The following is a 24,529-nucleotide window of genomic DNA, read 5'->3' on the forward strand; positions in this document are numbered from 1 at the left end:
GCACAGGACGGTCCGGCCGGACCGGACGGGGTGCTCGCCGTCGCTCTGCGGGCCCGGCCCGCCGTGCCGCCCGTCGCCGCACACGCGGCCCCGTACGCGGCCGCGGTCGGCGGCCTCGCGGCGCTGCTGCGGGAGGTGGAGGCATCGGGAGCATGGGGCACGCCCGTGGTGCACGACTGGGACGTCCGGGACACCGTCGGCCATCTCATCGCCGCCGACGAGCAGTTGGCCCGCTTCCTCGGTGTGCGGACGCACACGCCGGCCTCCCGGGTCACGCGGGACATGGCGTGGGAGGAGGCCTGGCGGACACGGACCACCGAAGTGATCGCGTACGAACGGTCGCGGGCACCCGGGGAGACGGTGGCTGCGTGGTCCGCCAGGGCCGCCGCGCTGCTGGCCACACCCGAGGCCCGGGATCCCGAACGGGCCGCGCTCGCCACGACGTTGACGGGCGTGCGGCTGCCCGTGGCCGACCATTTCCTCGGGCGCGCCTTCGAGACGTGGATCCACACGCACGACATCGGCCGCGCGCTCGGGATCGCCGTGCCGCCGCTGCCCGGGGACCGTCTGGGGCACCTGGTGCGCCTGGCCGTGCGCATGCTCGGTCTGGCGCTGGGGCCCACGGCGGCACCGGTGCTGCTCACGGTGACGGGCGGCGAGGCCGGCGACCCTCGGGTGCTGGGCTCCGAGGACGAGCCGGTCCGGGGTGAACTCACCCTGGACGTCGTGGACTTCTGTCTGCTGGTGGGAGGACGGCACACGCCCGCCGGGGTGCCCAGGGGTGCGGCGGGCGACGAGAGCGCCGTACGGAACGTCCTGGAGCGGGCGGCGTCACTGGCCTGGCTGTAGGCGCCACTCCCCTGGCACCGGTCCGGCGGTCAGTCCTCGGCGGGGGCCCGGCAGCCGGCCGTCTCCGCAAACAGGTTCGCCTCGACGCGGGAGAGGAGGTGGGCGAGCTGTGCGCGCTCGGCGGGGTTCAGCCCGGCGAGGGTGTGCTCCTCCAGTCCGGCCCAGGCGCCCGCGACCTCGTCGTGCAGCCCGCAGCTCTGCTCCGTCGCCTCGACGAGGACCGCACGGCCGTCCCTGGGATCGGGTCGGCGGCGGACGTGTCCGGCCTGCTCCAGACGCTGGAGCATCTTCGTGACCGTCGACGGGTCGAGGTCCACGGCCTTGATCAGCTCCGCCTGGCGTACGGCGCCCACGTCCCACAGGTGCATCATCACGGACTCCTGGCCGGGGTGGAGCCCGGCCCCGCGCAGCAGCCTGCCCGCCGCGACGCGGTGCAGCCTGGCCACCCTGGCGAGGGCGTGACCGACCGGGCCGCCGCGCGCGGCGGACGGCAGGTCGTCGGTACCGGCAGGCCGGGCCTGCGTGGCCGCGACCTCCTGGAGGGCACTCATCTTCGGCTCCCGGTTCCCACGTACGCATCCTTTCCACCCGGCCTCGGACCGAGCGATGTCCGGCCGCCCACGGGCGGGCCGGACAGACCCCGCGCCGCAAGGCGACCGGCCCGGTGTCCGACTCGTGCGAGTCGGGCACCGGGCCGGTCGCCCTCGGGCGACGGTCACTTCACCGGTGTGAAGTCCCTCGCTCCGATGAACTCGGGCCGGCGCACCGGCGCCGCGAACGGCTCCACCGCCGTGTTCTCCACGCTGTTGAACACGATGAAGACGTTCGAGCGCGGGAACGGCGTGATGTTGTCGCCCGAACCGTGCATGCAGTTGCAGTCGAACCAGGTCGCCGAGCCGGCCCGGCCCGTGAAGAGCTTGATGCCGTGCTGGGAGGCGTACTTGGTGAGCGCCTCGTCGGAGGGCGTGCCCGCGTCCTGCATCTGCAGCGACTTCTTGTAGTTGTCCTTCGGCGTCTCCCCGGAACAGCCGAGGAACGTGTGGTGCGACCCCGGCATGATCATGAGGCCGCCGTTGGTGTCGTGGTTCTCGGTCAGCGCGATCGACACGGACACCGTCCGCATGTTCGGCAGGCCGTCCTCGGCGTGCCAGGTCTCGAAGTCCGAGTGCCAGTAGAAGCCGCTCGCGCCGAAGCCGGGCTTGACGTTGATCCGCGACTGGTGCACGTACACGTCGGAGCCGAGGATCTGCCGGGCGCGGCCCACCACACGCTCGTCGCGCACCAGCTGGGCGAAGATCTCGCTGGTCCTGTGGACCTCGAAGACCGAGCGGATCTCCTGCGACTGCGGCTCGATGATCGAGCGCTCGTCGGCACGGACCGCCGGATCGGCGATCATGCGCTCCAGCTCGGCCCGGTAGAGCGCGACCTCGTCGTCGTCGATGAGCTGCTCGACGGCGAGGAAACCGTCACGCTCGTACGACTGCAGATCGGCGCCCGCGATGGGCCCGGGCGTGCCGGGCTCGCTCCACACCACGGGGTCCTGCCGGGGTACGGACACCTCGCTGGCGCCGCGACTCGGATACAGGTCGGTGATCGTCGTCATCGGGTTCAGACCTCCTCGGGTTCGGTGAGCAGGGGGTAGACGCCGTTCTCGTCGTGGTCCTCCCGTCCGGTCACCGGCGGATTGAAGACACAGATGCAGCGGAAGTCCTCCTTGATCCGCATCGTGTGCCTCTCGTGTCCGTCGAGGAGGTACATGGTTCCCGGCGTGATCGTGTACTTCTCGCCGGTCTCGTCGTCGGTGAGTTCGGCTTCGCCCTCCACACAGACGACGGCCTCGATGTGGTTCGCGTACCACATCGACGTCTCCGTACCCGCGTACAGGGTCGTCTCGTGCACGGAGAAGCCGACCCTCTCCTTGGCGAGGACGATGCGCTTGCTCTCCCAGGTGCCCGACGCGGATTTCACGTGTCGGTCAGTGCCTTCGATCTCCTTGAACGAACGGACTATCACGGTGCTGCGAAGCCTCCTTCAGGCTGTTCTGCGGTTGGGGCGCTTCAGGTGGTTCTGGTGGTTCTGTTGGTTCAGGCCGTCTCTCGTACGGCGCGGGCGAGGGTGCGCAGTCCCTCGTCCAGTTCGTCGGGCGTGATGGTGAGCGCGGGGAGGAGTTTGACGACCTCGCTCTCCGGGCCCGACGTCTCGATCAGCAGGCCGAGTTCGAAGGCGCGGTGGGCCACCCGGCCCGCGCGCTCCTTGTCGTGGAACTCCAGGCCCCAGACGAGGCCGCGGCCGCGGTACTCCTTGACGTCGGCGAGGTTCTCCTCGGTGATGGAGATCATCGCCTGCTCGACCTGCTCGCCACGGGTGCGCGTCTGCTTCTCCATGGCGGGCCCGTCGGACCAGTACGTCTCCAGGGCTGCGGCGGCCGTCACGAAGGCGGGGTTGTTGCCGCGGAACGTGCCGTTGTGCTCGCCCGGCTCCCAGATGTCCAGCTCGGGCTTGAACAGGCACAGGGACATGGGCAGTCCGTAGCCGCTGATGGACTTGGAGACGGTCACGATGTCGGGCACGATCCCCGCCTCCTCGAAGGAGAAGAAGGCGCCCGTGCGGCCGCAGCCCATCTGGATGTCGTCGACGATCAGCAGCATGTCCTGGCGCTCGCACAGCTCGGCGAGGGCACGCAGCCACTCGGGACGGGCGGCGTTGATGCCGCCCTCGCCCTGGACCGTCTCGACGATCACGGCGGCGGGCTTGTTGAGGCCGGAGCCCTGGTCCTCCAGGAGCCGCTCGAACCAGAGGAAGTCCGGGACCTGCCCCTCGAAGTAGTTGTCGAAGGGCATCGGCGTGCCGTGCACGAGCGGGATGCCGGCGCCGGCGCGCTTGAAGGCGTTGCCGGTGACGGCGAGCGAGCCGAGCGACATGCCGTGGAAGGCGTTGGTGAAGGAGACGATGGACTCGCGGCCCTTGACCTTCCGGGCCAGTTTCAGCGCGGACTCGACGGCGTTGGTGCCGGTCGGGCCGGGGAACATGACCTTGTAGGGCAGGTCGCGGGGCCGCAGGACCAGGTTCTGGAACGACTCCAGGAAGCTGCGCTTCGCGGTCGTCGACATGTCGAGACCGTGCGTGACGCCGTCGCGTTCCAGGTAGTCGATCAGGGCGCGTTTCAGTACGGGGTTGTTGTGCCCGTAGTTGAGTGATCCGGCGCCGGCGAAGAAGTCGAGGTACTCGTGGCCGTCCTCGTCGAACATGCGGCTGCCCTGCGCGCGGTCGAAGACGGTGGGCCAGCTGCGGCAGTAGCTGCGCACCTCCGACTCCAGGGTCTCGAAGACGCTCAGGTCGGGCTGGGTGATGGTCACGGCGTTGCTCCTCAGGCGTGGGGGGTTCAGATCGACAGGGGACCGATGCGGTACAGCACTTCGGGGTCGTGCGGTCCGTCGGGGAACTGCCCCGTGTCGAACAGGACCTCACGCTCGACGGTCGCGCCGTGGCGCGCCGCGTACGAAGTGAACAGCCGCTCGGACGCGGTGTTGCCGGGGCTGATCGTGGTCTCCAGACCGGTCAGCTCCTGCTCGCGGCCGATCCGGAGGGTCAGCCCGTCGAGGAGTGCCGCGGCGAGACCGCGTCCACGCTGTGCCGCGTCGACGGCCACCTGCCAGACGAGGAGGGTCCCCGGGCGGTCGGGCCGGATGTAGCCGGTGACGAAGGCGACCGGCTCGCCGTCGGCCGTACGCGCCACCGCCGAGGTGCCGGCGAAGTCACGGCACCACAGGAGGTAGCTGTACGAGGAGTTCAGGTCGAGGGTTCCGGAGTCCTTGGCTATGCGCCAGAGTGCGGCTCCGTCCGCCACGTGCGGACGGTCGATCCGCAGCCCTTCTGGCATTTCCAGGAATTCCGCTTGCAGGTCAGCTTGTGCGGCGGTCATGTCGATTGAATTTACCCAGCGAAAGTCGAAATTGCATCGCCGAACGGGGTTACGGGAATGGGGTTCATGTGTTATCACGCGGGCGCGGGCCGCGCGTGGACCTAGTTGAAACCGCCACTTTGTCCAGAAAATACCGGACGAAACGGACTCCCTGTGTATTGCGTCACAGCCGTGTAATCGCCACGAGACCTGCCCGAATTGTGGGATCGATGTTCGCAAAATCTTGGCGTTTAAGGTCTCGAAAAGCGGGCAGGAGAATACGGGAAGCCGCGCCAAATAGGCGCAGAATTAGACCCTCAGATTAAAGCAGATCAGAATTCGGTAATGAGACGCTGACGCACTGTCGCCCTCTCGGACGCGGCGCACCGCGAGGGCGGCCGAGACACGGGGAAGCGGCGCTCCCGAGGGAGCGCCGCCGTGCGCGGGCTCAGCGGGGCTCAGCTGCCGTCCCGCAGGTCCGCCGGCCAGTCCGGGCGGAACTCGATGTGGTCGTACGTGACCACGCAGCCCTCGCCCATCGGGGACTGGGCCATGAAGCCGACCAGGGCGGCACCGGTGCTCTCCTGGTCGCCCAGGGTGAAGAGGCGGACGAAGGTCCAGCGCTCGCCGTCCCTGGAGGCGTGGAAGGCGAAGGCGCGGCCGGTGCGGCTCATCCGCAGCCAGACCGAGCTGCCTTCGACGGCGAAGGAGTTGGCGTCGTCGGAGTGGCCCCGGGTGACGACCGTGCAGACGGTGGGCACGTCCGGGGAGTACTCCAGGCAGAGCTTGGCCCAGGCCCGCTCGCCCACGTGCGCGTACAGCACGCCCGCGTCGAAGGCCCCGCGGAAACCGACCGTGACGCGGGCGATGAGCTGGAAGTCACCCTCGGGCGCCCCGAGCAGCCGGGGCGCGTCGGAGGCGGGGTCCAGTCCTTCGTCGGTGGGCGGCACGAACCGGTCCTGCCGCGCACCCGCCCATCCGCTGAGCACCCCGTCCTCGTGGGACCAGTGTCCGTCGGGCCCGTAAGTGCGGAGGGGGAAGGGAAGTTCGGGAATCTTTACGTCCATCGCCCGAGTCTGTCAGGTGCGCCCTCGCACCCCCGCACCTTTCAGGGGACGCGGGGCCGGTGGGCGCCCCGTCAGGAGCCCGGGGCCGGTGGGCGCCCCCTCAGAGGCGCGGGGAACTGCGCGACCAGCCACGACGGGCCCGCGGCCGCACAAGCGACCGCGGGCCCGGGGCCCAAGCGTAAAAAGCGGAGCGCTACCGCTCCAGGCGGCCGTCGTAACGCCGCGGCAGCCCCAGCGGGTTGTCGTCCCGCAGCTCCGGCGGCAGCAGCGCCTCGGGGGCGTTCTGGTACGCGACCGGCCGCAGCCACCGCTCGATGGCGGTCCCGCCGACACTCGTCGACGTGGACGTGGTCGCCGGGTACGGCCCGCCGTGGTGCTGGGCCGCGGCCACGGCGACACCCGTCGGCCAGCCGTTCACGAGCACCCGCCCCGCGAGCGGCGTGAGCTCGGCGAGGATCTCCGCGCCACGCCCCTCGCCCGCGGCCTCCTCCGTGGAGAGGTGGACCGTCGCGGTGAGGTTGCCGGGGAGCCGGGCGAGCACCGCGTTCGCCTCGGTCTCGTCCTCGTAGCGCGCGACCACGGTGACCGGGCCGAAGCACTCCTCCAGCAGCAGGTCGTACTCGCCCTCGGCGGCCAGCTTCTGCGCGGGAACCGTCAGGAAGCCGGGGCTCACGGTGTGCTCACCGCCCGCACCCGGCGTCACCGGGGCCTCCACGCCGGGGAGCCCGGCGCGCTCGGCGACACCCGCGACGAAGTTGTCGCGCATGCGGTGGTCGAGGAGGACACCCGACTCGGTGTCGCTCACCGCGTCCGTCAGGGACTTCAGCAGGCGGTCGCCCGCCGCGCCGGCCGGCGCCAGCACCAGACCGGGCTTCACGCAGAACTGGCCGACACCCAGCGTCATGGAGCCCGCGAGCCCCGTACCGATCGCCTCGGCGCGCTCGGCGGCCGCGGCCTCGGTGATGACGACCGGGTTCAGCGACCCCAGCTCACCGTGGAACGGGATCGGCACGGGCCGGGCGGCCGCCGCGTCGAAGAGGGCCCGTCCGCCGCGTACCGAACCGGTGAAGCCGGCGGCCGTGACCAGCGGGTGCTTGACCAGCTCGACGCCCGCCTCGAAGCCGTGGACCAGGCCGAGGACGCCGTCGGGGATGCCGTGCAGGGCGGCGGCCCGGCGCACCACGGAGGCGACCAGCTCGGACAGGCCCGGGTGGTCGGGGTGCGCCTTGACGACGACCGGGCAGCCCGCCGCGAGCGCGCTCGCGGTGTCACCGCCGGCCACGGAGAAGGCGAAGGGGAAGTTCGAGGCCGAGTAGACCGCGACGACGCCCAGCGGCACCTTGTAGCGGCGCAGGTCCGGGATCGGCGGGGTGGCCGTGTCGTCGGGGTGGTTGATCACGACCCCGAGGAACTCGCCCTCGTCGACGATGTCCGCGAAGGCCCGCAGCTGGAAGCAGGTGCGGGCGAGTTCGCCGGTGAGCCGGACCGGGCCGAGCGCGGTCTCCGCGTCGCCGGCCTCGACGAGATGGTCCTTGGCGCCTTCGAGCTCGTCGGCCGCGGAACGCAGGAAGGCCGCGCGGACCGTGCGGTCGGCGAGTGCCCCCCGGGCGGCGTGCGCGGCGCGGACGGCCTCGTCCACCTCCTGGGCTGTGGCTTCCACCGCAACCTGCTCGCGCTGCTTCCCGGTTCGGGGGTCGACACTCCAGACTGGTGCTGCTGCCACCGCGGGTCCCTCCAGATGTAATGCCGCAGTACATGTGCCACTCACCAGGGGCGTTCGATATGCTGAACGCTGTCTCTGGTGGTGAATATGCTGTGGAGACTATTTCCCGGCCAACTAGGGGGTCAAGGCGATGTCGGCAGTCGAGACGGGCGGCGGAGCACAGGTCAAGTCCGCGGTGCGGACCGTTGAATTGCTCGAGTACTTCGCCGGACGCCCCGGCATGCACTCCCTGGCCGCCGTGCAGGAGGCCGTCGGGTACCCCAAGTCCAGTCTCTACATGTTGCTGCGCACTCTTGTCGAGCTCGGCTGGGTCGAGACCGACGCGACGGGCACGCGGTACGGCATCGGCGTGCGGGCGCTGCTCGTCGGCACGTCGTACATCGACGGTGACGAGGTCGTCGCCTCGGCCCGGCCGACGCTGGACCGGCTCTCCGACGACACGACGGAGACCATCCACCTGGCGCGCCTCGACGGCACGAACGTCGTCTACCTCGCCACCCGCCAGTCCCAGCACTACCTGCGTCCCTTCACGCGCGTGGGGCGCCGGCTGCCCGCGCACTCGACGTCACTCGGCAAGGCGCTGCTGGCCACGCACACGGACGAGCAGGTCCGCAAGCTGCTGCCGGAGACGCTCCCCGCGCTGACCGAGCACACGATCACCGACCGGGAGAAGCTCATCGAGGAGCTGAACCTCGTGCGGGAGCAGGGGTTCGCGGTGGACCGCGAGGAGAACACCCTGGGGCTGCGCTGCTTCGGCGTGGCGATCCCCTACCGGACGCCCGCGCGGGACGCGATCAGCTGCTCGGTGCCGGTGGCGCGGCTGACGCCGGCGCACGAGCAGATGGTGAAGGACGCGCTGTTCGACGCGCGGGACCGGCTGACGCTCGCCACCAGGAGGCTCTGACATGGAGATCGCGCTCCGAGCGGTCCACGACAGCGACCTGCCGGTGTTCTTCCGGCAGACGAACGATCCCGAGTCCCTGTCCATGGCCGCCTTCACGGCCAAGGAGCCGACCGACCGGGACGCCTTCGACGCCCACTGGAAGCGGAACCGCGCCTCGTCCGCCGTGATCCGCACGGTCCTTGTCGACGGTGACGTCGTCGGCAGCGCGTCGGTGTACGGCCCGCCGGACGAGCGCGAGGTGACGTACTGGATCGACCGCGCCTACTGGGGGCGGGGGATCGCCACCGCCGCGTTGCGGGCGCTGCTCGCCGCCGTGCCCGAGCGGCCGCTGTACGCGCGGGCGGCGGCGGACAACGCGGGGTCGGTGCGGGTGCTGGAGAAATGCGGGTTCGTCGTGACCGGGCGGGACCGGGGGTTCGCGAACGCGCGCGGCGAGGAGATCGACGAGGTCGTTCTGACGCTGCGGGGGTGAGCGGTGGGGTGGGCGCCGGGTGCGCCCTGTGTGTCGGCGGGGCTGCGGTCGGCTGTCCGGTGCGGGTCTCCCGTGGCTGGTCGCGCAGTTCCCCGCGCCCCTAAAAGACTGCGCCGTGCCCCGCGCCCCTGAAAGACCGGCCGTTCCCCGCGGCCCTCAAGAGGCTGCGCCGGTCCCCTCGCCCTGGATGACCGCGCCGGTCCCCGTTGCCGGTCAAGGGCACGGGTGGGCTGTTGTGGTGCCGAGGCCTCCCCCTTGTGGTGGAGGTGGATCATCGTCTGGCAGGACGTGTTCTGCCGGGAGGTGCGGGAGCCTGGTGGGCATGACGCAGAGGCTCCCCTCCGTTCTCGCCCGGGCCCTGTTCGGGAAATGGGCGCGCCGACGGTGGATCCATCTGGTCCTCGGCGGCGCGCTCGCCATGCCGTACGTCTTCGTCGGCGAACTGCTCGTCGGGCCGTTCACCACGTCCGCGCACCTGTTCAGTTCGCTGTCCCACCAGCTCGTAGCCTTCGGCGCCGGGCTGCCCCTCGCCGCGGTCACCGGGGTGTTCCCGCTGACCCGGCCGATGTCGGTGGCCGTCGTACGGTCCCTGTGCGGGGTCGACGGCGACCGCCTCGCCGACGGGCCGGCGCGGACCCGGCAGGCCAAGGGGCGCACGGCCGCATGGTTCACGCTGCATCTGGGCCTCGGCGCGGTGATCGCGGGGATGTCCCTCGCGACGCCGCCCTTCGCGGTGGTGCTGATCGTGCTGCCGCTCTACGCGGGTCTGCGCGGCTCACAGCTCGACCTGCCCGAACTCTTCGACCACACCTGGGCGTTGGCCCTCTCCCCGGTCGCCGGTGTGGCGATGCTGCTGGCCCTCGCCGGGTGCGCGGCGGGCGCGGGTGCGCTGCTGGCGCACTGGGCGCCCGCACTGCTCGGGCCCACGCCCGAGGACCGGCTCGCCGTCGCCGAGTCGCGGGCCGCCGACCTCGCCGTGCGCAACCGGCTCGCCCGTGAGCTCCACGACTCCGTCGGCCACGCGCTGAGCGCCGTCACGCTCCAGGCGGCCGCGGCCCGCCGGGTGCTGGACAGCGACCCGGAGTTCGTACGCGAGGCGCTGGCCGCGATCGAGGACACCACGCGGCGCACGGTGGGCGAACTCGACGCGGTGCTGGGCGTGCTGCGGGACGCCGACTCCCCCGGTACCGCCCCTTCGCCCGCGCCCACCCTCGCCGCCGACCTCGACGGCCTCCTCCGGCGCACCCGCGCGGGCGGGCTTCCGGTGACCGCCACCGTGGAGGCGGACCCCGGGGCGCTGCCTCCGCTCGTCTCCCGCGAGGCGTACCGCATCGTGCAGGAGGCGCTCAGCAACGCGCTCAGGCACGCGGGCCCCGAGACACCGTTGACCCTGCGCATCGCCCTCACCGGCGGCGAGCTGGACATCACCGCGGAGAATCCGGCGCCGGGGACCTGCGTCCCGCGCCCCGGGGGCGGGCACGGGCTGCGCGGCATCGCCGACCGGGCCCGGCTCCTGGGCGGCACCAGCCGGGCGGGCCCGGTGGACGGGGTGTGGCAGCTGCACGTACGACTCCCCCTGGAAGGACCCGTATGACCATCCGGATCGTCCTCGCCGACGACGAACGCATGGTGCGCACCGCCCTGCGCGCGATCCTGTCCGCCGAACCCGACCTGGAGGTCGTCGGTGAGGCGGCCACGGGCGCCGAGGCCGTGTCCGTCGTCCGGGACCTCGGGCCGGACGTCGTCCTCATGGACGTGCGGATGCCCGGGGTCGACGGCATCCGCGCCACCGAGCAGATCCTGGCGACCCTGGCGGAGCCGCCCCGCGTCGTCGTGGTGACGACCTTCGAGAACGACGCCTACGTGTACGAGGCACTGCGCGCCGGAGCGGCCGGGTTCCTGCTCAAGCGTGCGGAGGCCGACTCCCTGGTCCAGGCCGTACGGCTCGTGGCGCACAGCGACACCCTCCTGTTCCCGGCGGCGGTGCGGGCGCTGGCCACCGAGTACGGGCGGTCGAGGACCGCGCCGCCGGCCTGGGTGGCGCGGCTCACGGGACGCGAGAGCGAGGTCCTGCGGCTGGTGGCGGCCGGGCTCACCAACGCGGAGATCGCGGACCGCATGGGCGTCGGGGCCGCCACGGTGAAGACCCATGTGGCGGCCGTCCTCGCGAAGACGGGGACCCGGGACCGTACCCAGGCGGTCATCGCGGCGTACGAGGCGGGCTTCATGAACGGCGGATGAGAAATCGGGACAGGAGGGAACGATCCGCCGTTCCCCGCTCGTCCTTCAGAGCGGGATGAACAAAACGATCAGGCGCGCCTCCGTCTTCACGCTGCTGCTCGTGCTCGCCCTGCTGGTCAGGGCGACATGGGTGCAGTTCTACGAGGGCCGGGCGCTCGCAGAGGACAAGGACAACCGACGGAACGCGATCGAACAGTACGCGTACCCCCTCGGGAACATCATCGTGGGCGGTGACGCGGTCACCGGTTCCGCGCGGACGAAGGGCAGCGACCTCGAGTACAAGCGCACGTACACCGACGGCAGTCTGTACGCGTCCGTCACCGGATTCAGTTCACAGGTGTACGGGGCCACGCAGCTGGAGGGCATCTACCAGGAGCTGCTCGACGGCACGGACAACCGGCTGAAGAACCCTCTCGACACGGTCACCGGCAAGCGCTCCGACCCGGGCGACGTGGTCACGACGATCGACCCGGACGTGCAGAAGGCGGCCTACGAGGCGCTCGGCGACAAGAAGGGCGCGGCCGTGGCGATCGACCCGAAGACCGGCAGGATCCTCGGCGTCGTGTCCACCCCCTCGTACGACCCCTCGGTGCTCAGCACGGGCGACTCCGACGCCTGGGAGAAGCTGACCAAGAACCCCGACAAGCCCATGACGAACCGGGCGCTGCGCCAGCCCCTGCCGCCGGGCTCGACGTTCAAGCTGGTCGTGGCGGCCGCCGCGCTGGAGGACGGCCTGTACTCCTCGGTGGACGAGCGGACGAAGAGCGAGAACCCGTACACGCTGCCGGGCACGACCCGGGTCCTGGAGAACGAGAACACGTCGGCGCCCTGCGAGGACGCGTCGATCCGTGTCGCGCTCCAGTACTCCTGCAACAACGTCTTCGCGAAGATGGCCGTCGACCTCGGCCAGGACAAGCTGAAGGCGATGGCCGAGAAGTTCGGCTTCAACGACGAGGCGCAGGACGTTCCCGTGCGGGCGTACACGAGCGTGTACCCCTCGGACATGGACAAGTCGTCCACGGCCCTGACGGGTATCGGGCAGTTCGACGTGACCGCGACGCCGTTGCAGATGGCCATGGTGTCGGCCGCCATCGCCAACGGCGGGAAGCTCGTCTCGCCCCACATGGTGTCGCAGATCAGCAACGCCGACGGCGACGTCCTGGAGAACTACGACGACGGGACGGAGAGCAAGGAGATCGTCAGTTCGTCCACGGCCGAGCAGCTCCGGTCGGCGATGCAGACGGTCGTCGACGAGGGCACGGGGACGAACGCGCAGATCTCCGGCGCGACCGTGGGAGGCAAGACCGGTACGGCCCAGCACGGCGAGAACAACAGCAAGACGCCGTACGCCTGGTTCACGTCGTACGCGAAGGACGACTCCAGCGGCAAGGAAGTGGCTGTGGCCGTACTGGTCGAGCAGTCGAACGCGGCGCGGTCCGAGGTGAGCGGGAACGGGCTGGCGGCGCCGGTCGCGAAGGCGATGATGCAGGCCGCGCTGAAGAACTGACGGTTGTGGCCGGGCCGCGCCCCCGAAGAGCGCAGTGTGCCCCGCGTCCCTTCCGGGGCGCGGGGCACAGCGCGAGCTGCCGCGTCGGCTACTTCACGTCCAGGATCTGCTCGATCGGGTCGATGGCGAAGTACACCAGGAACAGCGCCGCCGCTCCCCACAGGAGCCAGTGGACCTCCTTCGCCCGGCCGAGCACCGTCTTGATCAGGACGTAGGCCACGAAGCCCGCCCCGATACCGTTGGTGATCGAGTAGGTGAACGGCATCACGGCGATCGTCAGGAACGCGGGGATGGCGATCTCGTACCTGTCCCAGTCGATGTGCTTGACCTGGGTCATCATCAGGAAGCCGACCGCGACGAGGGCCGGGGCGGCCGCCTGCATCGGGACGATGGTCAGCAGCGGGGTCAGGAAGAGCGCGAAGGCGAACAGCCCGCCCGTGACCAGGTTCGCGAAGCCCGTGCGGGCGCCTTCGCCGACACCCGCCGCCGACTCGATGTACGAGGTGGCCGAGGAGGCGGACGAAGCTCCGCCCGCGACGGCCGCGGCGCCGTCGATGAGCAGGACACGGCCGAGGCCCGGCACCTTGCCCTCCTCGTCCAGCAGTCCGGCCTCGGCGCTGATGCCGACGACGGTGCCCATGGTGTCGAAGAAGTCCGACAGGATCAGCGTGAAGACCAGCAGTACGACGGTGATCACGCTGACCTGGCCGAAGGCACCGAACAGGCTGAAGTCGCCGAGCAGTCCGAAGTCGGGCGAGGCCACGACGTCGTCGGGCACGCTCGGCGTGGTCAGGCCCCAGCTCTTGATGTCGGCGATCTCGTTGATGACGATCGCGACGACCGTCATGGTCACGATGCTGATCAGGATCGCGCCCCTGACCTTGCGGGCGAGCAGCGCGACCGTCAGCAGCACACCGAGGCAGAAGACCAGGATCGGCCAGCCGACGAGCGCGCCGGCAGCGCCCAGCTGCACCGGGACGGTGGTGCCCGCGACGTCCGGTATACGGGTGACGAAACCGGCGTCGACGAAGCCGATGAAGGCGATGAACAGGCCGATGCCGACGCTGATCGCCTGCTTGAGCGGCTGCGGGATGGCGTGCATGACGGCCTCGCGCAGTCCCGTCACCACCAGGACGCAGATCAGCAGGCCTTCGAGGACGATGAGGCCCATCGCGTCGTCCCAGCTCATCAGCGGGGCGATCTGGAAGGCGACGACGGCGTTGAGGCCGAGTCCGGCGGCGAGCGCGAGCGGCAGGTTGCCGCCGACCCCCATGATGATCGTCATGACCGCGGCCACCAGTGCGGTGGCGGTGACCAGTTGGACGCTGTCGAGCTGACGGCCGAACTTGTCCTCGGCGCTGCCCAGAATGATGGGATTCAGGACAAGGATGTACGCCATCGTGAAGAACGTGGCGAAGCCACCGCGTACTTCCCGGCCGAAGGTGGAACCCCTGGCGGAGATCTTGAAGAACCGGTCGACGCTGTTCGCCGGGGGTGGTCCGGCGCCGGGCCGGTCTTCCACCTTCTGTGTTTCGGACATGACTGATGCTCCTCGTTACCTGCGTGATCGGTGTGCGGATGCTGGCTGGATTGTTCCCGCGTTGAACCGTCCTCAGGTTTTCATCGTGTTACGGAATCGAGTTCGGCCTGCCAGATGACGTTCGAAGTGCCATACAGCGTTCGAAGTGCTGTACGAGCGCCTGATACTCTCTCGGATCTCGCCCCACAGGGACACCGTTCCTTCACACCCGCCACAGGGGCCGTATACGTACGTACTCGTGAGGGCCGTCAGGCGTACCGCGCAGGAATCGACAGGGAGAGGTCCGCCCGTGGGCACTGTCGTCGACGACGCCGCCTCCGTGGAGTTCCACGATTTCTTCGAGCGGCACTACGCCGAACTGGCCCGCCTGGCTCATCTGCTGACGGGTGAGCCGGACGCGGCCGACGACCTGGCGGCGGACGCGCTGCTCGCGCTGTGGCACCGCTGGGACCGGGTGCGCGCGGCGGACCATCCGGTGGCGTACGCGCGAGGTGTGGTCGCCAACATGGCGCGCAGCCGGATCCGCAGCGCGGTGCGCGAACGCAGGCGCGTCACGCTGTTCTGGTCGCAGCGCGAGGACAGGACCGAGAATCCCGACATACCCGGCGTGGTGGATGTGCAGGAGGCTCTGCGCGGACTGCCGTTCCGCAAGCGGGCGTGCGTCGTCCTGCGCCACGCCTTCGACCTCTCGGAGAAGGACACCGCGCTCGCCCTCGGTGTCTCGGTGGGTACGGTGAAGAGCCAGACGTCGAAGGGAATGGCGGAGCTGCAGCGGCTGCTGGGTTCGCAGGAGGCTCCGCGGCGGATGCACGCGGCGGCGCTGCGTGCCGGTGGAACCGAGGGGAGGGGACGATGAAGGACGTGCACGAGGAACTGCGCGCCCGGCTGCGGGACTCGGCCGAGGCGTACGAGCCCGATCGCGCGCGCATCCTGGCCCGCGTCGAACGCGGCATGGCCGGCGCGGACAGCGCGAGGCGTCCCTCTCCGCGTCCGTCCGCGCTCGGCTGGTTCCGTGTCGTCGGCGCCACGGCCGCGGTCGCCGGTGTGCTCGCGGTGGGCGGGTACGCGGTCGCGTCGGCGGTGAAGGACGGGGAGACCGCCGATCAGACCGTCGCGGTGACGCCCACCCCTGAGCCCTCGCCGGAGGCGACGAGCCGCGCCCCGGTGCCGCCGGACCCGGCCAGGTCGTCCCGCCCGCCGGACCGTCCGAGCGGCACCCCGGCCTCTCCCACCGCGCGGCCCGAGGACTCGGCGCCGGCGAAGCCGCCCGTGAACGCCGGGGCGGAGGACGGCCCGCTGTGGTCGGACGGCTCGGTCGACCCGCACAGCAACGAGTTCTGGGCGCAGAGCAACGTCACCCTGAAGACGAAGGAGAAACTCACCGCGCTGACCGTCGTGCTGAAGGTCAAGCAGACCGGTGGGATCACCTCGGCGGGTGCCTGGCGTTCCGCGCCCGAGGAAGACTTCACGGTGACCGTCGGCGAGAAGGACGGCTTCCTCGTCCACACGTGGGTGCTCAAGCCGGGCCGCACGGTGTGGCCGGGCGAGTGGGTGTTCGCGGGCCAGTACGACCACGACCGCGGCGGCCGGGACGCAGGCGACGACACGTACACGGCCACCGCCCGCGCCGGGGGCGAGGAACTGGACGTGGCGGGCGACTTCGCACGCACCGACTCCGACGACGGCGACTCGTAGGACGGGAAGGTCCGAAAAAAACTTCGGCCGCGCGGCAACCCGGGGCTCGCGGGTGGCGACCAGGAGACGCAAGGTCTCTCCCCCCACCTGAACATCACGTACCAGTGACGTGACCCGGCATCAGGAGCACCGCACTTGAGCGCGCACCGCAAGCACCTCACCCGTCGCCGACTGCTGGCCGCGTCCTCCCTGGGCGTCGCCGGCACCGCCGCGGCGGTCGGCACCGGAATGCTCTCCCCGGCGTCGGCCGCGACGTTCGGCTACTCGGACGACGGCTCCCACTACGTGATCGACACCGGCGCCTCGCTGGTCCTCAAGGTCTCCAAGTCGAACGGCGACATCAGCTCGCTGGTCTACAAGGGCAAGGAGTACGAGGGCTTCGAGGGCAAGCACTCGCACGTCGAGACCGGGCTCGGCGCGTCCACCGTCACCATCAAGCAGTCCGAGTCGACGATCCTGGTGAAGGTCGCGCACGGGGCGATCACGCAGTGGATCGCGGCCCGCAGCGGCCAGAACAACGTGTACCTGTGGACGGACAAGGCCGACTCGTCGTTCACGGCGACCCGGTTCATCGTCCGCCTGCGGCCCGGGATCTTCCCCACCTCGGACCCCGACGCCTGGACCTCGTCCGACACCGTCATCGAGGCCTCGGACGTCTTCTCCCGCCCGGACGGCACCACGCGCTCCAAGCACTACTCGGGCAAGCGCGTCATCGACTACGACCACATCGGCTACACGAACGGCTCGGCCGCGCTGTGGCTCGTGCGCTCCAACCACGAGAAGGCCTCCGGCGGGCCCTTCTACCGCTCCCTGCTGCGGCACACCAACTCCACCAGCGCCGCGCTCTACGAGATCCTGCACTACAACCAGTCGCAGACCGAGCCCGAGCGGTACGGGCTGCAGGGCCCGTACGTGCTGAGTTTCACCGACGGCGGGGCACCCTCCTCGTCGCTGTTCCACGCGAACCTCGACACGTCCTGGGTGGACGGTCTGGGGATCACCGGATGGGTCGGCAGGTCGGGGCGCGGCCGGGTCGCGGGTGTCGGCCTCAAGGGCATGGACGCCGGCCACGCGTACACCGTCGGATTCGCCAACTCCGCCGCGCAGTACTGGGCGAGGGCCGCCTCCGGCACGGGTGCCTTCTCGTGTCCCGGGATGCTGCCGGGGACGTACACGCTGACCGTCCACAAGGGCGAACTCGCCGTCCACACGGCGTCGGTGACCGTGAGCGCGGGCGGCACCACGACCCTGAACAGCATCACCGTCGGCAACGACCCGAGCACCGCGAACACGATCTGGCGGCTCGGGGACTGGGACGGCACGCCCGGCGAGTTCAAGAACGCGGACCTGATGACGTACGCGCATCCGTCCGACAGCCGCGCGGCGAAGTGGACCGGCAACGTCGTCATGGGCGGCGGCGGCGAGGCGGCGTCCTTCCCCTGCTACATCTGGTCGGGGATCAACGACGGCGTCCTCGTGTACTTCAGGCTGACCGCGGCACAGGCCGCCGCGGCGCACACCCTGCGCATCGGGGTCACGAACGCCTACATCAACGGACGCCCGCGGGTGACGGTCAACGACTGGGTGTCGGCGATCCCGTCGCCGCCGTCGCAGCCCTCGACACGGTCCCTCACCACGGGTTCGTACCGGGGCAACAACCACACGTTCACGTACAACGTCCCGGCGAGTGCCTGGAAGACGGACACCAGTCAGTACAACGTGCTCAAGCTGAACATCGTCAGCGGCTCCACGGGGACCGCCTACCTCAGCGCGGGGACGTCGTTCGACTGCATGGATCTGCTGGCCTGAGCCCCCCTCGGCCGGACAGAGAGCGCCCCCGCCGGTGACGACCGGCGGGGGCGCGCCCCACAAAGCCGGCTCAGTCGGCCCCGTTCCCCTCGGAGCGGTTCCGGGAGAGCCGGGCCGCGCCGTTCACCGGGTCGAAGCCCGCGGAGGCGTTGTCCCGCGCCACGTTGTCGCGGACCACATGGGCCGCCGAGGCGCCCCCGCCGCCGAGTTCGAACCCGTTGCCCTCGCCCTCGAAGGCGCTGTCCTTCCAGCGGTTCCTCCCGTTCCCGTACGCCGACGAGTGCTCGACGGTGACCGGGCTGGAGAACTGCCACAGGTCGAGGCCGTCGTCGGAGTTGTCGAACAGGCGGGCTCCGGTGATCCGGTTGCCGGTGCCCGAGCCGAACTTCACGGCGATGCCGTCGGCGTTGCGGCCGTGGCCCGCGGCGTCGTAGTTGCCGTGACTGTCCACGTTCCGCACGAGGTTGTCCGTGGTGCCGTCACCGCGCAGGGTGAAGCCGGAGTCGCCGTTGCCGGCGGTGACGAGGTTCTCGAAGACACCGCCGACGGACGAGGTGGCGACGAAGCCCTGGGCCGGGGAGTTCTGCCAAGTGATGTTTTGGACGGTCCAGTGGTCGCCGTCGATCGCGGCCAGCGACGAGCCGGGGGCGAGCTTCGAGCCGTCGATCCGCACCTTCTCGCCGTCGTGCGCCCGGAGCGTGATCCGCGCCGAACCGGTGCCGTTCGCCGCCGACCTGAGGGTCCGCGTCGGGTGGTACGTGCCGCCCCGCACCTCGATGAGGGTGCCGGCCGCCGCGTCCCTGACCGCGGACTCCAGTTGCGCCGTGGTGGAGACGGTGACCGCCGAGGTGGCGGCGCCGGCTCCGTCGGGCGCGAGGCCGAGGAAGACACCGCCCGCCCCGGAGGCGACGGCCACCGCCGCGGCGACGGAGAAGGTGCGGGTTCCGCGGTGGCGTCCGGTGCTGAGACGCACGGGGTCGTTCCTTTCCTGGAGGACGGGGACGAGAGGCGGGGCCGGGGCCGCTTCCTTCACCCGGCCCCGCCTCTGCTCCCTGGTCGCCGCCCGGCGGCGGAAGGTTGCCGGGCCGCACGAAACGAATCGAAACTTTCGCTCGCCCGGACCGCGCTTCCACCGATTGACGCCCCCGTCCGCCACTGGTGACACTCCGAGGGCAGTCCATCCCAACAGAATCCACCAGACCCCCACAGGATGTGTCATGCGCCCCCGCACCGTCAGAGCGCTCCTGATCCCGCTGTTCGCCCTCCTTCTGAGCCTGCTCGCCGCCCCACCGAGCCCCGCGGCCCAGCCCGAAGCCCCACCCGGAGCACCACACGTGAGCAAACAGAAGTACGCCGGCTACCTCTTCGCCTACTTCACCGGTGAGGGCACGGCGGACGGCGAACAGATCCGCTACGCCCTCAGCCGCGGCAACGACGCCCTGCACTGGCGGGAGTTGAACGCCGGCAAGCCCGTCCTCACCTCGACGACCGGCGAGAAGGGTCTGCGCGACCCGTTCGTGATCCGCTCCCCCGAGGGCGACAAGTTCTACATGATCGCGACCGACCTGCGCATGTACCGGAACTCCAGCGGCAGTTGGGACGACGTCCAGCGCCACGGCAGCAAGTCGATCATGGTCTGGGAGTCCACCGACCTGGTCCACTGGACCGACCAGCGCCTGGTGAAGGTCTCCCCGGACAGCGCGGGCAACACCTGGGCGCCCGAGGCCTACTGGGACGACAAGCTCGGCGAGTTCGTCGTCTTCTGGGCGTCCAAGCTGTACGCCGACGACGACCCGGACCACACCGGCTCGACGTACAACAGGATGATGTTCGCGACGACGAAGGACTTCCGTACCTTCAGCGAGCCGAAGATCTGGGACGACCCCGGCTACTCGGTGATCGACTCGACGGTCGTGCAGCACAAGGGCACGTACTACCGCTACACGAAGGACGAGCGGGACCCCACCTCCTCCAGCCCCTGCTCGAAGTTCGTCACCGCGGAGAAGTCGACGTCCCTCACGGACACCTCGTACGACTTCGTGTCGGACTGCATCGGCAGCGGGTCGATCGACCGGGGCGAGGGCCCGACGGTCTTCAGGTCCAACACCGAGAAGAAGTGGTACCTGTTCATCGACGAGTACGGCGGCCGCGGCTACGTGCCCTTCGAGACGACCGATCTCGACTCGGGCAAGTGGACGATGTCGAAGGACTACCAGCTGCCCGCGAGTCCGCGGCACGGCACGGTCATGCCCGTGACGCAGGCCGAGTACGACCGGCTGCTCGCCGCGTACCCGGCGACCGGCACCTCGGTCGTGGACGCGACGGTGAAGGACCAGAAGGGGTACGCGGTCGTCACCGAGGCGGCGTCGAAGGTCGTGCTGCCGATGAAGCCGGGAGAGAACCTGGCGCGGCTCGCGCCGAAGCTGTGGCTCGGTGAGGGCGCCCGGGTGAGCCCGGCGTCCGGTACCCGCCGTGACTTCCGCAAGCCGCAGAAGTACACGGTGACGGCGGCCGACGGCACGACCCGCACCTGGACGGTGGAGGCCGTGCCCGCCCGCAGTCCGGTCCTGCCGGGGCTGTACGCCGACCCCGACGTGCAGTACCTGGACGGCCGTTACTGGATCTACCCGACGACGGACGGCTTCCCGGGCTGGAGCGGCACGAAGTTCAAGGCCTTCTCGTCGAAGGACCTGGTCCACTGGAAGGACCACGGGGAGATCCTCGACCTGGGACCCGACGTGTCCTGGGCGGACAAGAACGCGTGGGCCCCGGCGATCGCCGAGCGCGACGGCAAGTACTACTTCTACTTCTGCGCCGAGCAGCAGATCGGTGTGGCGGTGGCCGACTCCCCCGCGGGTCCCTTCAAGGACGCCCTCGGCAAACCCCTGGTGGCGAAGGGCGGTTCGCTCAAGGGCCAGATGATCGACCCGGCGGTCTTCACGGACGACGACGGCACGTCGTACCTGTACTGGGGCAACGGCCACGGCTATGTCGTCCCGCTCAACGACGACATGGTGTCGTTCGACGCGTCGAAGGTCGAGGACATCACCCCGGACAACTTCCGGGAGGGCTCCTTCGTGGTCAAGCGCAAGGGCACGTACTACTTCATGTGGTCCGAGGACGACACCCGCAGCGAGAACTACCACGTCGCCTACGCGACGGGTCCCTCCCCGCTCGGCCCGTGGACCAAGAAGGGCACGATCCTGTCCAAGCGCCCGGAGTACGGCATCCTCGGCACGGGCCACCACTCGGTGGTCAACACCCCGGGCACGGACGACTGGTACATGGTCTACCACCGGTTCGGACTGAACGGGCCCGGCCGTGCGGGCGGCGACGGCACGCACCGGGAGACGACCGTCGACCGCATGAAGTTCGCGGCCGACGGCTCGATCAAGCCGGTGGTGCCGACCCTGGAGTCGGTCAGGCCCGTGAAGCGGTAGCCCCGGCTCAGTCCATCGTCGCGCCGATGGTCGTGCTGCCCGTGGTCAGGAACGTGGTCACGGGCAGCGCGCCGTTCGACTGGCGGGCGTTGTACGTGGTCGACGCGCTGGTGGACCGGAAGGCGGGCGTCGAGATGCCCGAGTCCCAGTTGTTGCCGGACGTAACGACCGACGAGCCCTTGTTCACCGAGCCGCCGCTGTTGCTCACCGCCAGGTTCCTGCCCAGCCTGGCCGCACCCGTAGCGAAGTAGTAGCCCCACTTGGCGTTGGCGTAGGCGGTGGTGCGGTTGATGACGATGGCACCCTTGTTGCTGTTCTCGGTGAAGCCGTTGCCGGCGTTGTCCCAGGCCGCCGAGTTGTTGACGACATGCGCCACGACCTCGCCGTCGCCACCCAGCTTGTAGCCGTTGCCGTCGCCCGCGAAGGCGGAGTCCGACCAGCGGTTCTTGCCGTTGCCCATGGCCCAGGTGTGCTCGACGGTGACCGGGGACGAGAAGGACCAGAAGTCCAGGCCGTCGTCGGAGTTGTTGTAGAGACGCGCTCCGGTGACCAGGTTGCCGCTGCCGGAGCCGAACTTGATGGCGATGCCGTCCGCGTTCTCGCCGTGGTTGGCCGCGTCGTAGTGGCCGTAACTGTCGATGTTCCGGACGGTGTTGTTGGTGGTGCTGTCCCCGGTGAGCGTGAATCCGGAGTCACCCCCGTTGATCGTCTTGATGTTGTCCCAGACCGTCGAGGCACAGGACTGGCAGACGACCGCGCTGTCCGGCGCGTTCTGGAAGGTGATGCCGGAGACCGTCCAGTAGTCGGCGGTGAGCTTGAAGATCCAGCCTCCGGCGGGAAGGTTCGAGCCGTCGATCTTCACGGTCTCGGAGCCGTAGGGCTGCAGGTGGATGCGGCTGGACGACGTGCCGTTGGCCGTCGACTGGAGGGTGGCCGTCGGGTAGTAGGTGCCGGCGCGCACCTGGATGGTGGTGCCGGCGGTGGCGTTCTTGATGGCGTTGGACAGGTCGGTGGAGTTGCTGACGACCACCGTGGCGGCCTGGGCCTGGGTGGGGATCACGGCGAGGCCGGCGCCGAGGGCGAGGGCCGCGACTGCGGACAGAGCGGTACGACGGGACATGGGTGGGGAGCCCTTTCGTCGAGCGGTGCGGGGGGATCGACGGTCACAGGACGGAGTCGAGCCATGCGAGGACCTCGTCCTGCTGAGGCGCGGTGAACACGTGGCCCAGCTCGGGCCAGACCTTGGTGTGCAGCCGCTCCCCGGCATGCCGTGAGCGCCAGACGGCGCGCATCTTCTCGTACGCGACCCGGACGCCCTCCGCGGGGAACAGAGGGTCCTGGGCGCCGTGGAAGAAGAGCATCGGCCTGGGTGCGGCGATGCTCGCCACGTCGGGGAAGTCGAGGTGCCGGGAGAGCCCGGGGTGGAGCATGCAGTAGGAGGACTGGCCGCGCAGGATGTTGTTGCCGGGCACCATGACCTCCTTCAGCCCGGTCATCCAGCACACGCTCGCCGCGGCCGCGAGGTCGTCGCTGAGGGCGGCCGCCTGCCAGGCGCGGAAGGCGCCCATGGAGAACCCGAGGGCCGCGACCCGGTGCCGGTCCACCCGGTCGAGACCGGCCAGGAAGCGGGCGGCCCGCACGTCCTCGCGGGCCATGAGTCCGGCGAGCGACGAACCCAGGTTGAGGAAGTTGCTCGCCAGGGCCTGCTGTTGCTCGTAGGTGACCGGCCCTCGGTCGCCCCAGCCGAGGGCGTCGAGGGCGAGGACCACGTATCCGCGCCGGGCCAGCTCGTCACCGACGAACCGTCCGCTGAAGTACCGGTCGGCCCAGGCCTGCGCGGACGCGAGCCGTGCCTGACCGGCGCCCCAGGGCCTGATCAGCTTCTCCTTCCCGATGTCGAATCTGGAACCGTGGTCGTGCAGCAGCAGGACGGCCGGAAAGGGCCCGGTGCCGTGCGGGGTGAGCAGGGCGCCGCGGACCCGCTCGTACCGGGTGAGGGAGAGGGTCACCGTCTCCCGCGTGTAGCCGTCGCCCTCGGAGCGGTCGCCGGACTCCATGGCGTACGCAGTGGTGTCCCGGCCGACGAACAGGTGCTCCTCGACCGTCGCGCGGGCCGCCCGCCGCCAGGCACGGAAGTCCCGGAGGGGGGAGGTGCCCCAGGCGAGCGGGAACCGGAGCTCGTCCTTGAGGAGGGGGTGGAAGTCGGGGAGGTTGCCCTCCACGATGCCCGCGGCGGAGGCGGCGTGCGCCGGGGACGCGCCGGCCCCCGTCGCGCCGAGCAGAGCGGCCGCCCCCGCGCTCGCCACGAACGCCCGTCGGCCGAGCGGTGGTTGCTCAGGCCCGTCGCTCATACGGCCTCCAGTCGCCGAGGTACGTCCCGCGGGTGTGCGACGCGGCTTCGGCGGGCGTGAGCTTCGGCCGGTTCTCCGGTACCGATGTCACCGCGCCCGGACCGGAGTTGGCGTACTCCCGAAAGCGCATGGTCTGCCAGGGATGGGCCGCGCGCATGTCGGTGTAGGGCGCCACCGCGTCGATGCCCGGCCCCAGCCGGCTGTCGCGCACCACCAGCGACGGCCAGGCGGTCGTCTCGTAGGAGGGCACCCACGGCCGGGCGATCTTGTACGCGCCGTCCTCGGCACCGGAGGTGATCCGGCACCGCACGGCGAGGAAGCCGTACGGATTCGCGCGGGCCGTGGCCGGGGCGAACACCATGCCCTCGGGCTTGAAGTCGACGTCCCGGTCCAGCGTGTGGAGGTGGCACCGCTCGAGGACCGCCCTCGCCCGGCCGAACACGAAGTCCACGTCACCCTCGACATGACAGTCCCGGTAGTACTGCCGGTCGAAGGCGTCGAGCACGGTGGTGTCCGCGAACAGCGTGTCCTGGTGGCCCAGGAAGCGGACCCGCTCGAAGTGCGACCTGTCGCCGGTGACGTACGCGGCCACGGCCTGGGTGCCCGTGATCTCCGGGTGGTCGGCGCGCAGCCAGTCGTTGGCGATCGTCAGGCCGCGCACGGTCAGACCGGGCGCCGCGGACGTGAAGGTCGCGGAGCCCGCGGTGCCGTAGGTGCCGGAGCCGTCCGGTTTCTGCGTCCCGTTGGCGTTGTCGTGGACGATGACCGTGTCCCGCGGGTCACGGCCGGCGCCCAGGAGCGTCAAGTCCCTTGCGTCGGCGGGGATGTTGACGACCTCGCGGTAGGTGCCGGGGTGCACGACGATCGTCCGGCCCGGACCGTCGACCGCGTCGACGGCCGCCTGGACCGAGTCGCCGGGGCGGACGTGCAGCACACGGCGGCGCGGGTCCGCGGCGGCCGGGGACGCGCCGCCGGCCGCCAGAGCGCCCACGGTCCCGGCGATCCCGGTGAGCAGGGTGCGCCGGCGCAT

The 24,529-nt window shown here is 70.5% G+C and carries 21 protein-coding genes and 1 pseudogene; 10 read left to right on the forward strand and 12 right to left on the reverse strand.

Translation table 11 applies throughout. From position 1 onward, the window contains the following. Window positions 1-849 (forward strand): maleylpyruvate isomerase family mycothiol-dependent enzyme (locus KUF83_RS07395; RefSeq protein WP_217453766.1); only part of this gene is annotated, 849 nt, incomplete at its 5' end. A gap of 29 nt (window positions 850-878) precedes the next feature. Here the strand turns inward: KUF83_RS07395 and KUF83_RS07400 are convergent. The 7 genes from KUF83_RS07400 to KUF83_RS07430 all read right to left on the reverse strand — a co-directional run bounded on the left by KUF83_RS07400 (window position 879) and on the right by KUF83_RS07430 (window position 7,540). Beyond that, window positions 879-1,400: a MarR family winged helix-turn-helix transcriptional regulator gene (locus tag KUF83_RS07400; RefSeq protein ID WP_217453767.1), complete on the reverse strand. Its 522-nt coding sequence runs from the start codon at window positions 1,398-1,400 to the stop codon at window positions 879-881. A 164-nt stretch (window positions 1,401-1,564) separates the two neighbouring features. Then, window positions 1,565-2,452, reverse strand: coding sequence for an ectoine hydroxylase (thpD, locus tag KUF83_RS07405; RefSeq protein ID WP_217453768.1), 888 nt, complete (start codon window positions 2,450-2,452; stop codon window positions 1,565-1,567). Window positions 2,453-2,457: 5 nt separating this feature from the next. Further along, window positions 2,458-2,862 (reverse strand): ectoine synthase, encoded by a 405-nt coding sequence (locus KUF83_RS07410; protein ID WP_217453769.1) that lies wholly within the window; start codon window positions 2,860-2,862, stop codon window positions 2,458-2,460. A 71-nt stretch (window positions 2,863-2,933) separates the two neighbouring features. Continuing rightward, window positions 2,934-4,205, reverse strand: coding sequence for a diaminobutyrate--2-oxoglutarate transaminase (gene ectB / locus KUF83_RS07415; protein ID WP_217453770.1), 1,272 nt, complete (start codon window positions 4,203-4,205; stop codon window positions 2,934-2,936). A gap of 26 nt (window positions 4,206-4,231) precedes the next feature. Next, entirely contained in the window at window positions 4,232-4,771 is a 540-nt protein-coding gene (gene ectA, locus KUF83_RS07420; RefSeq protein WP_217453771.1) for a diaminobutyrate acetyltransferase, read from the reverse strand. Window positions 4,772-5,208: 437 nt separating this feature from the next. Beyond that, a complete protein-coding gene (locus KUF83_RS07425) occupies window positions 5,209-5,817 on the reverse strand; it encodes a DUF1349 domain-containing protein (RefSeq protein ID WP_217453772.1) in 609 nt (202 codons plus the stop codon). A 193-nt stretch (window positions 5,818-6,010) separates the two neighbouring features. Continuing rightward, window positions 6,011-7,540, reverse strand: a complete 1,530-nt coding sequence (locus tag KUF83_RS07430) for an aldehyde dehydrogenase (NADP(+)) (RefSeq protein WP_217453773.1) — start codon at window positions 7,538-7,540, stop codon at window positions 6,011-6,013. Window positions 7,541-7,670: 130 nt separating this feature from the next. On the opposite strand from KUF83_RS07430, the gene KUF83_RS07435 reads away from it, so the two are divergent. From KUF83_RS07435 to KUF83_RS07455, 5 genes are all read left to right on the forward strand, one after another. After that, a complete protein-coding gene (locus KUF83_RS07435; protein ID WP_217453774.1) occupies window positions 7,671-8,444 on the forward strand; it encodes an IclR family transcriptional regulator in 774 nt (257 codons plus the stop codon). Window position 8,445: 1 nt separating this feature from the next. After that, entirely contained in the window at window positions 8,446-8,916 is a 471-nt protein-coding gene (locus KUF83_RS07440) for a GNAT family N-acetyltransferase (protein WP_217453775.1), read from the forward strand. A 322-nt stretch (window positions 8,917-9,238) separates the two neighbouring features. Continuing rightward, entirely contained in the window at window positions 9,239-10,510 is a 1,272-nt protein-coding gene (locus KUF83_RS07445) for a sensor histidine kinase (RefSeq protein ID WP_217453776.1), read from the forward strand. Continuing rightward, window positions 10,507-11,157, forward strand: a complete 651-nt coding sequence (locus KUF83_RS07450) for a response regulator transcription factor (RefSeq protein WP_217453777.1) — start codon at window positions 10,507-10,509, stop codon at window positions 11,155-11,157. Before KUF83_RS07445 ends, KUF83_RS07450 begins: the two co-directional genes overlap by 4 nt. 55 nt (window positions 11,158-11,212) lie before the next feature. Continuing rightward, window positions 11,213-12,664, forward strand: a complete 1,452-nt coding sequence (locus KUF83_RS07455; RefSeq protein ID WP_217453778.1) for a penicillin-binding protein 2 — start codon at window positions 11,213-11,215, stop codon at window positions 12,662-12,664. A gap of 88 nt (window positions 12,665-12,752) precedes the next feature. Here the strand turns inward: KUF83_RS07455 and KUF83_RS07460 are convergent, their stop codons facing one another. Then, entirely contained in the window at window positions 12,753-14,204 is a 1,452-nt protein-coding gene (locus KUF83_RS07460) for an NCS2 family permease (protein WP_217453779.1), read from the reverse strand. Window positions 14,205-14,493: 289 nt separating this feature from the next. Here KUF83_RS07460 and KUF83_RS07465 point away from each other — a divergent pair, with 289 nt between their 5' ends. The 3 genes from KUF83_RS07465 (at window position 14,494) to KUF83_RS07475 (ending at window position 17,708) form a co-directional block, all read left to right on the forward strand. Beyond that, window positions 14,494-15,060, forward strand: coding sequence for a SigE family RNA polymerase sigma factor (locus KUF83_RS07465; protein ID WP_217453780.1), 567 nt, complete (start codon window positions 14,494-14,496; stop codon window positions 15,058-15,060). Then, entirely contained in the window at window positions 15,057-15,899 is an 843-nt protein-coding gene (locus KUF83_RS07470; protein ID WP_217453781.1) for a hypothetical protein, read from the forward strand. Before KUF83_RS07465 ends, KUF83_RS07470 begins: the two co-directional genes overlap by 4 nt. Before the next feature lie 135 nt (window positions 15,900-16,034). Next, window positions 16,035-17,708: a rhamnogalacturonan lyase B N-terminal domain-containing protein gene (locus KUF83_RS07475; protein ID WP_217453782.1), complete on the forward strand. Its 1,674-nt coding sequence runs from the start codon at window positions 16,035-16,037 to the stop codon at window positions 17,706-17,708. 79 nt (window positions 17,709-17,787) lie between these two features. On the opposite strand, the pseudogene KUF83_RS07480 reads toward KUF83_RS07475, so the two are convergent. Further along, window positions 17,788-18,681: pseudogene (locus KUF83_RS07480) on the reverse strand (right-handed parallel beta-helix repeat-containing protein); the annotation flags it as partial. Window positions 18,682-18,925: 244 nt separating this feature from the next. On the opposite strand from KUF83_RS07480, the gene KUF83_RS07485 reads away from it, so the two are divergent. Further along, a complete protein-coding gene (locus KUF83_RS07485; protein ID WP_217453784.1) occupies window positions 18,926-21,148 on the forward strand; it encodes a family 43 glycosylhydrolase in 2,223 nt (740 codons plus the stop codon). A 7-nt stretch (window positions 21,149-21,155) separates the two neighbouring features. On the opposite strand, the gene KUF83_RS07490 is transcribed toward KUF83_RS07485, so the two are convergent. From KUF83_RS07490 to KUF83_RS07500, 3 genes are read right to left on the reverse strand one after another with little or no spacing between them, the layout of a single operon-like run. Further along, window positions 21,156-22,268 carry a right-handed parallel beta-helix repeat-containing protein gene (locus tag KUF83_RS07490; RefSeq protein ID WP_217453785.1) on the reverse strand — a complete coding sequence of 371 codons (1,113 nt, stop codon included), beginning with the start codon at window positions 22,266-22,268 and terminating at the stop codon, window positions 21,156-21,158. Window positions 22,269-22,311: 43 nt separating this feature from the next. After that, window positions 22,312-23,499: a dienelactone hydrolase family protein gene (locus KUF83_RS07495; RefSeq protein WP_217453786.1), complete on the reverse strand. Its 1,188-nt coding sequence runs from the start codon at window positions 23,497-23,499 to the stop codon at window positions 22,312-22,314. Continuing rightward, on the reverse strand, window positions 23,483-24,529 hold the full coding sequence (locus KUF83_RS07500) for a pectinesterase family protein (RefSeq protein WP_217453787.1): 1,047 nt from the start codon (window positions 24,527-24,529) through the stop codon (window positions 23,483-23,485). Before KUF83_RS07500 ends, KUF83_RS07495 begins: the two co-directional genes overlap by 17 nt.

The sequence above is a fragment of the Streptomyces sp. BV286 genome, assembly GCF_019090165.1.
Classification (GTDB): Bacteria; Actinomycetota; Actinomycetes; order Streptomycetales; family Streptomycetaceae; genus Streptomyces.

What these genes read in the sequence shown, in the direction of transcription:
- KUF83_RS07425 (WP_217453772.1), bottom strand. Translation starts at nt 5,817, where the DNA reads ATGGACGTAAAGATTCCCGAACTTCCCTTCCCCCTCCGCACTTACGGG.
- KUF83_RS07500 (WP_217453787.1), bottom strand. Translation starts at nt 24,529, where the DNA reads ATGCGCCGGCGCACCCTGCTCACCGGGATCGCCGGGACCGTGGGCGCT.
- KUF83_RS07435 (WP_217453774.1), top strand. Translation starts at nt 7,671, where the DNA reads ATGTCGGCAGTCGAGACGGGCGGCGGAGCACAGGTCAAGTCCGCGGTG.
- ectA (WP_217453771.1), bottom strand. Translation starts at nt 4,771, where the DNA reads ATGACCGCCGCACAAGCTGACCTGCAAGCGGAATTCCTGGAAATGCCA.
- KUF83_RS07460 (WP_217453779.1), bottom strand. Translation starts at nt 14,204, where the DNA reads ATGTCCGAAACACAGAAGGTGGAAGACCGGCCCGGCGCCGGACCACCC.
- KUF83_RS07400 (WP_217453767.1), bottom strand. Translation starts at nt 1,400, where the DNA reads ATGAGTGCCCTCCAGGAGGTCGCGGCCACGCAGGCCCGGCCTGCCGGT.
- KUF83_RS07440 (WP_217453775.1), top strand. Translation starts at nt 8,446, where the DNA reads ATGGAGATCGCGCTCCGAGCGGTCCACGACAGCGACCTGCCGGTGTTC.
- KUF83_RS07485 (WP_217453784.1), top strand. Translation starts at nt 18,926, where the DNA reads ATGCGCCCCCGCACCGTCAGAGCGCTCCTGATCCCGCTGTTCGCCCTC.
- thpD (WP_217453768.1), bottom strand. Translation starts at nt 2,452, where the DNA reads ATGACGACGATCACCGACCTGTATCCGAGTCGCGGCGCCAGCGAGGTG.
- KUF83_RS07490 (WP_217453785.1), bottom strand. Translation starts at nt 22,268, where the DNA reads ATGTCCCGTCGTACCGCTCTGTCCGCAGTCGCGGCCCTCGCCCTCGGC.
- KUF83_RS07445 (WP_217453776.1), top strand. Translation starts at nt 9,239, where the DNA reads ATGACGCAGAGGCTCCCCTCCGTTCTCGCCCGGGCCCTGTTCGGGAAA.
- KUF83_RS07455 (WP_217453778.1), top strand. Translation starts at nt 11,213, where the DNA reads ATGAACAAAACGATCAGGCGCGCCTCCGTCTTCACGCTGCTGCTCGTG.
- KUF83_RS07450 (WP_217453777.1), top strand. Translation starts at nt 10,507, where the DNA reads ATGACCATCCGGATCGTCCTCGCCGACGACGAACGCATGGTGCGCACC.
- KUF83_RS07470 (WP_217453781.1), top strand. Translation starts at nt 15,057, where the DNA reads ATGAAGGACGTGCACGAGGAACTGCGCGCCCGGCTGCGGGACTCGGCC.
- KUF83_RS07495 (WP_217453786.1), bottom strand. Translation starts at nt 23,499, where the DNA reads ATGAGCGACGGGCCTGAGCAACCACCGCTCGGCCGACGGGCGTTCGTG.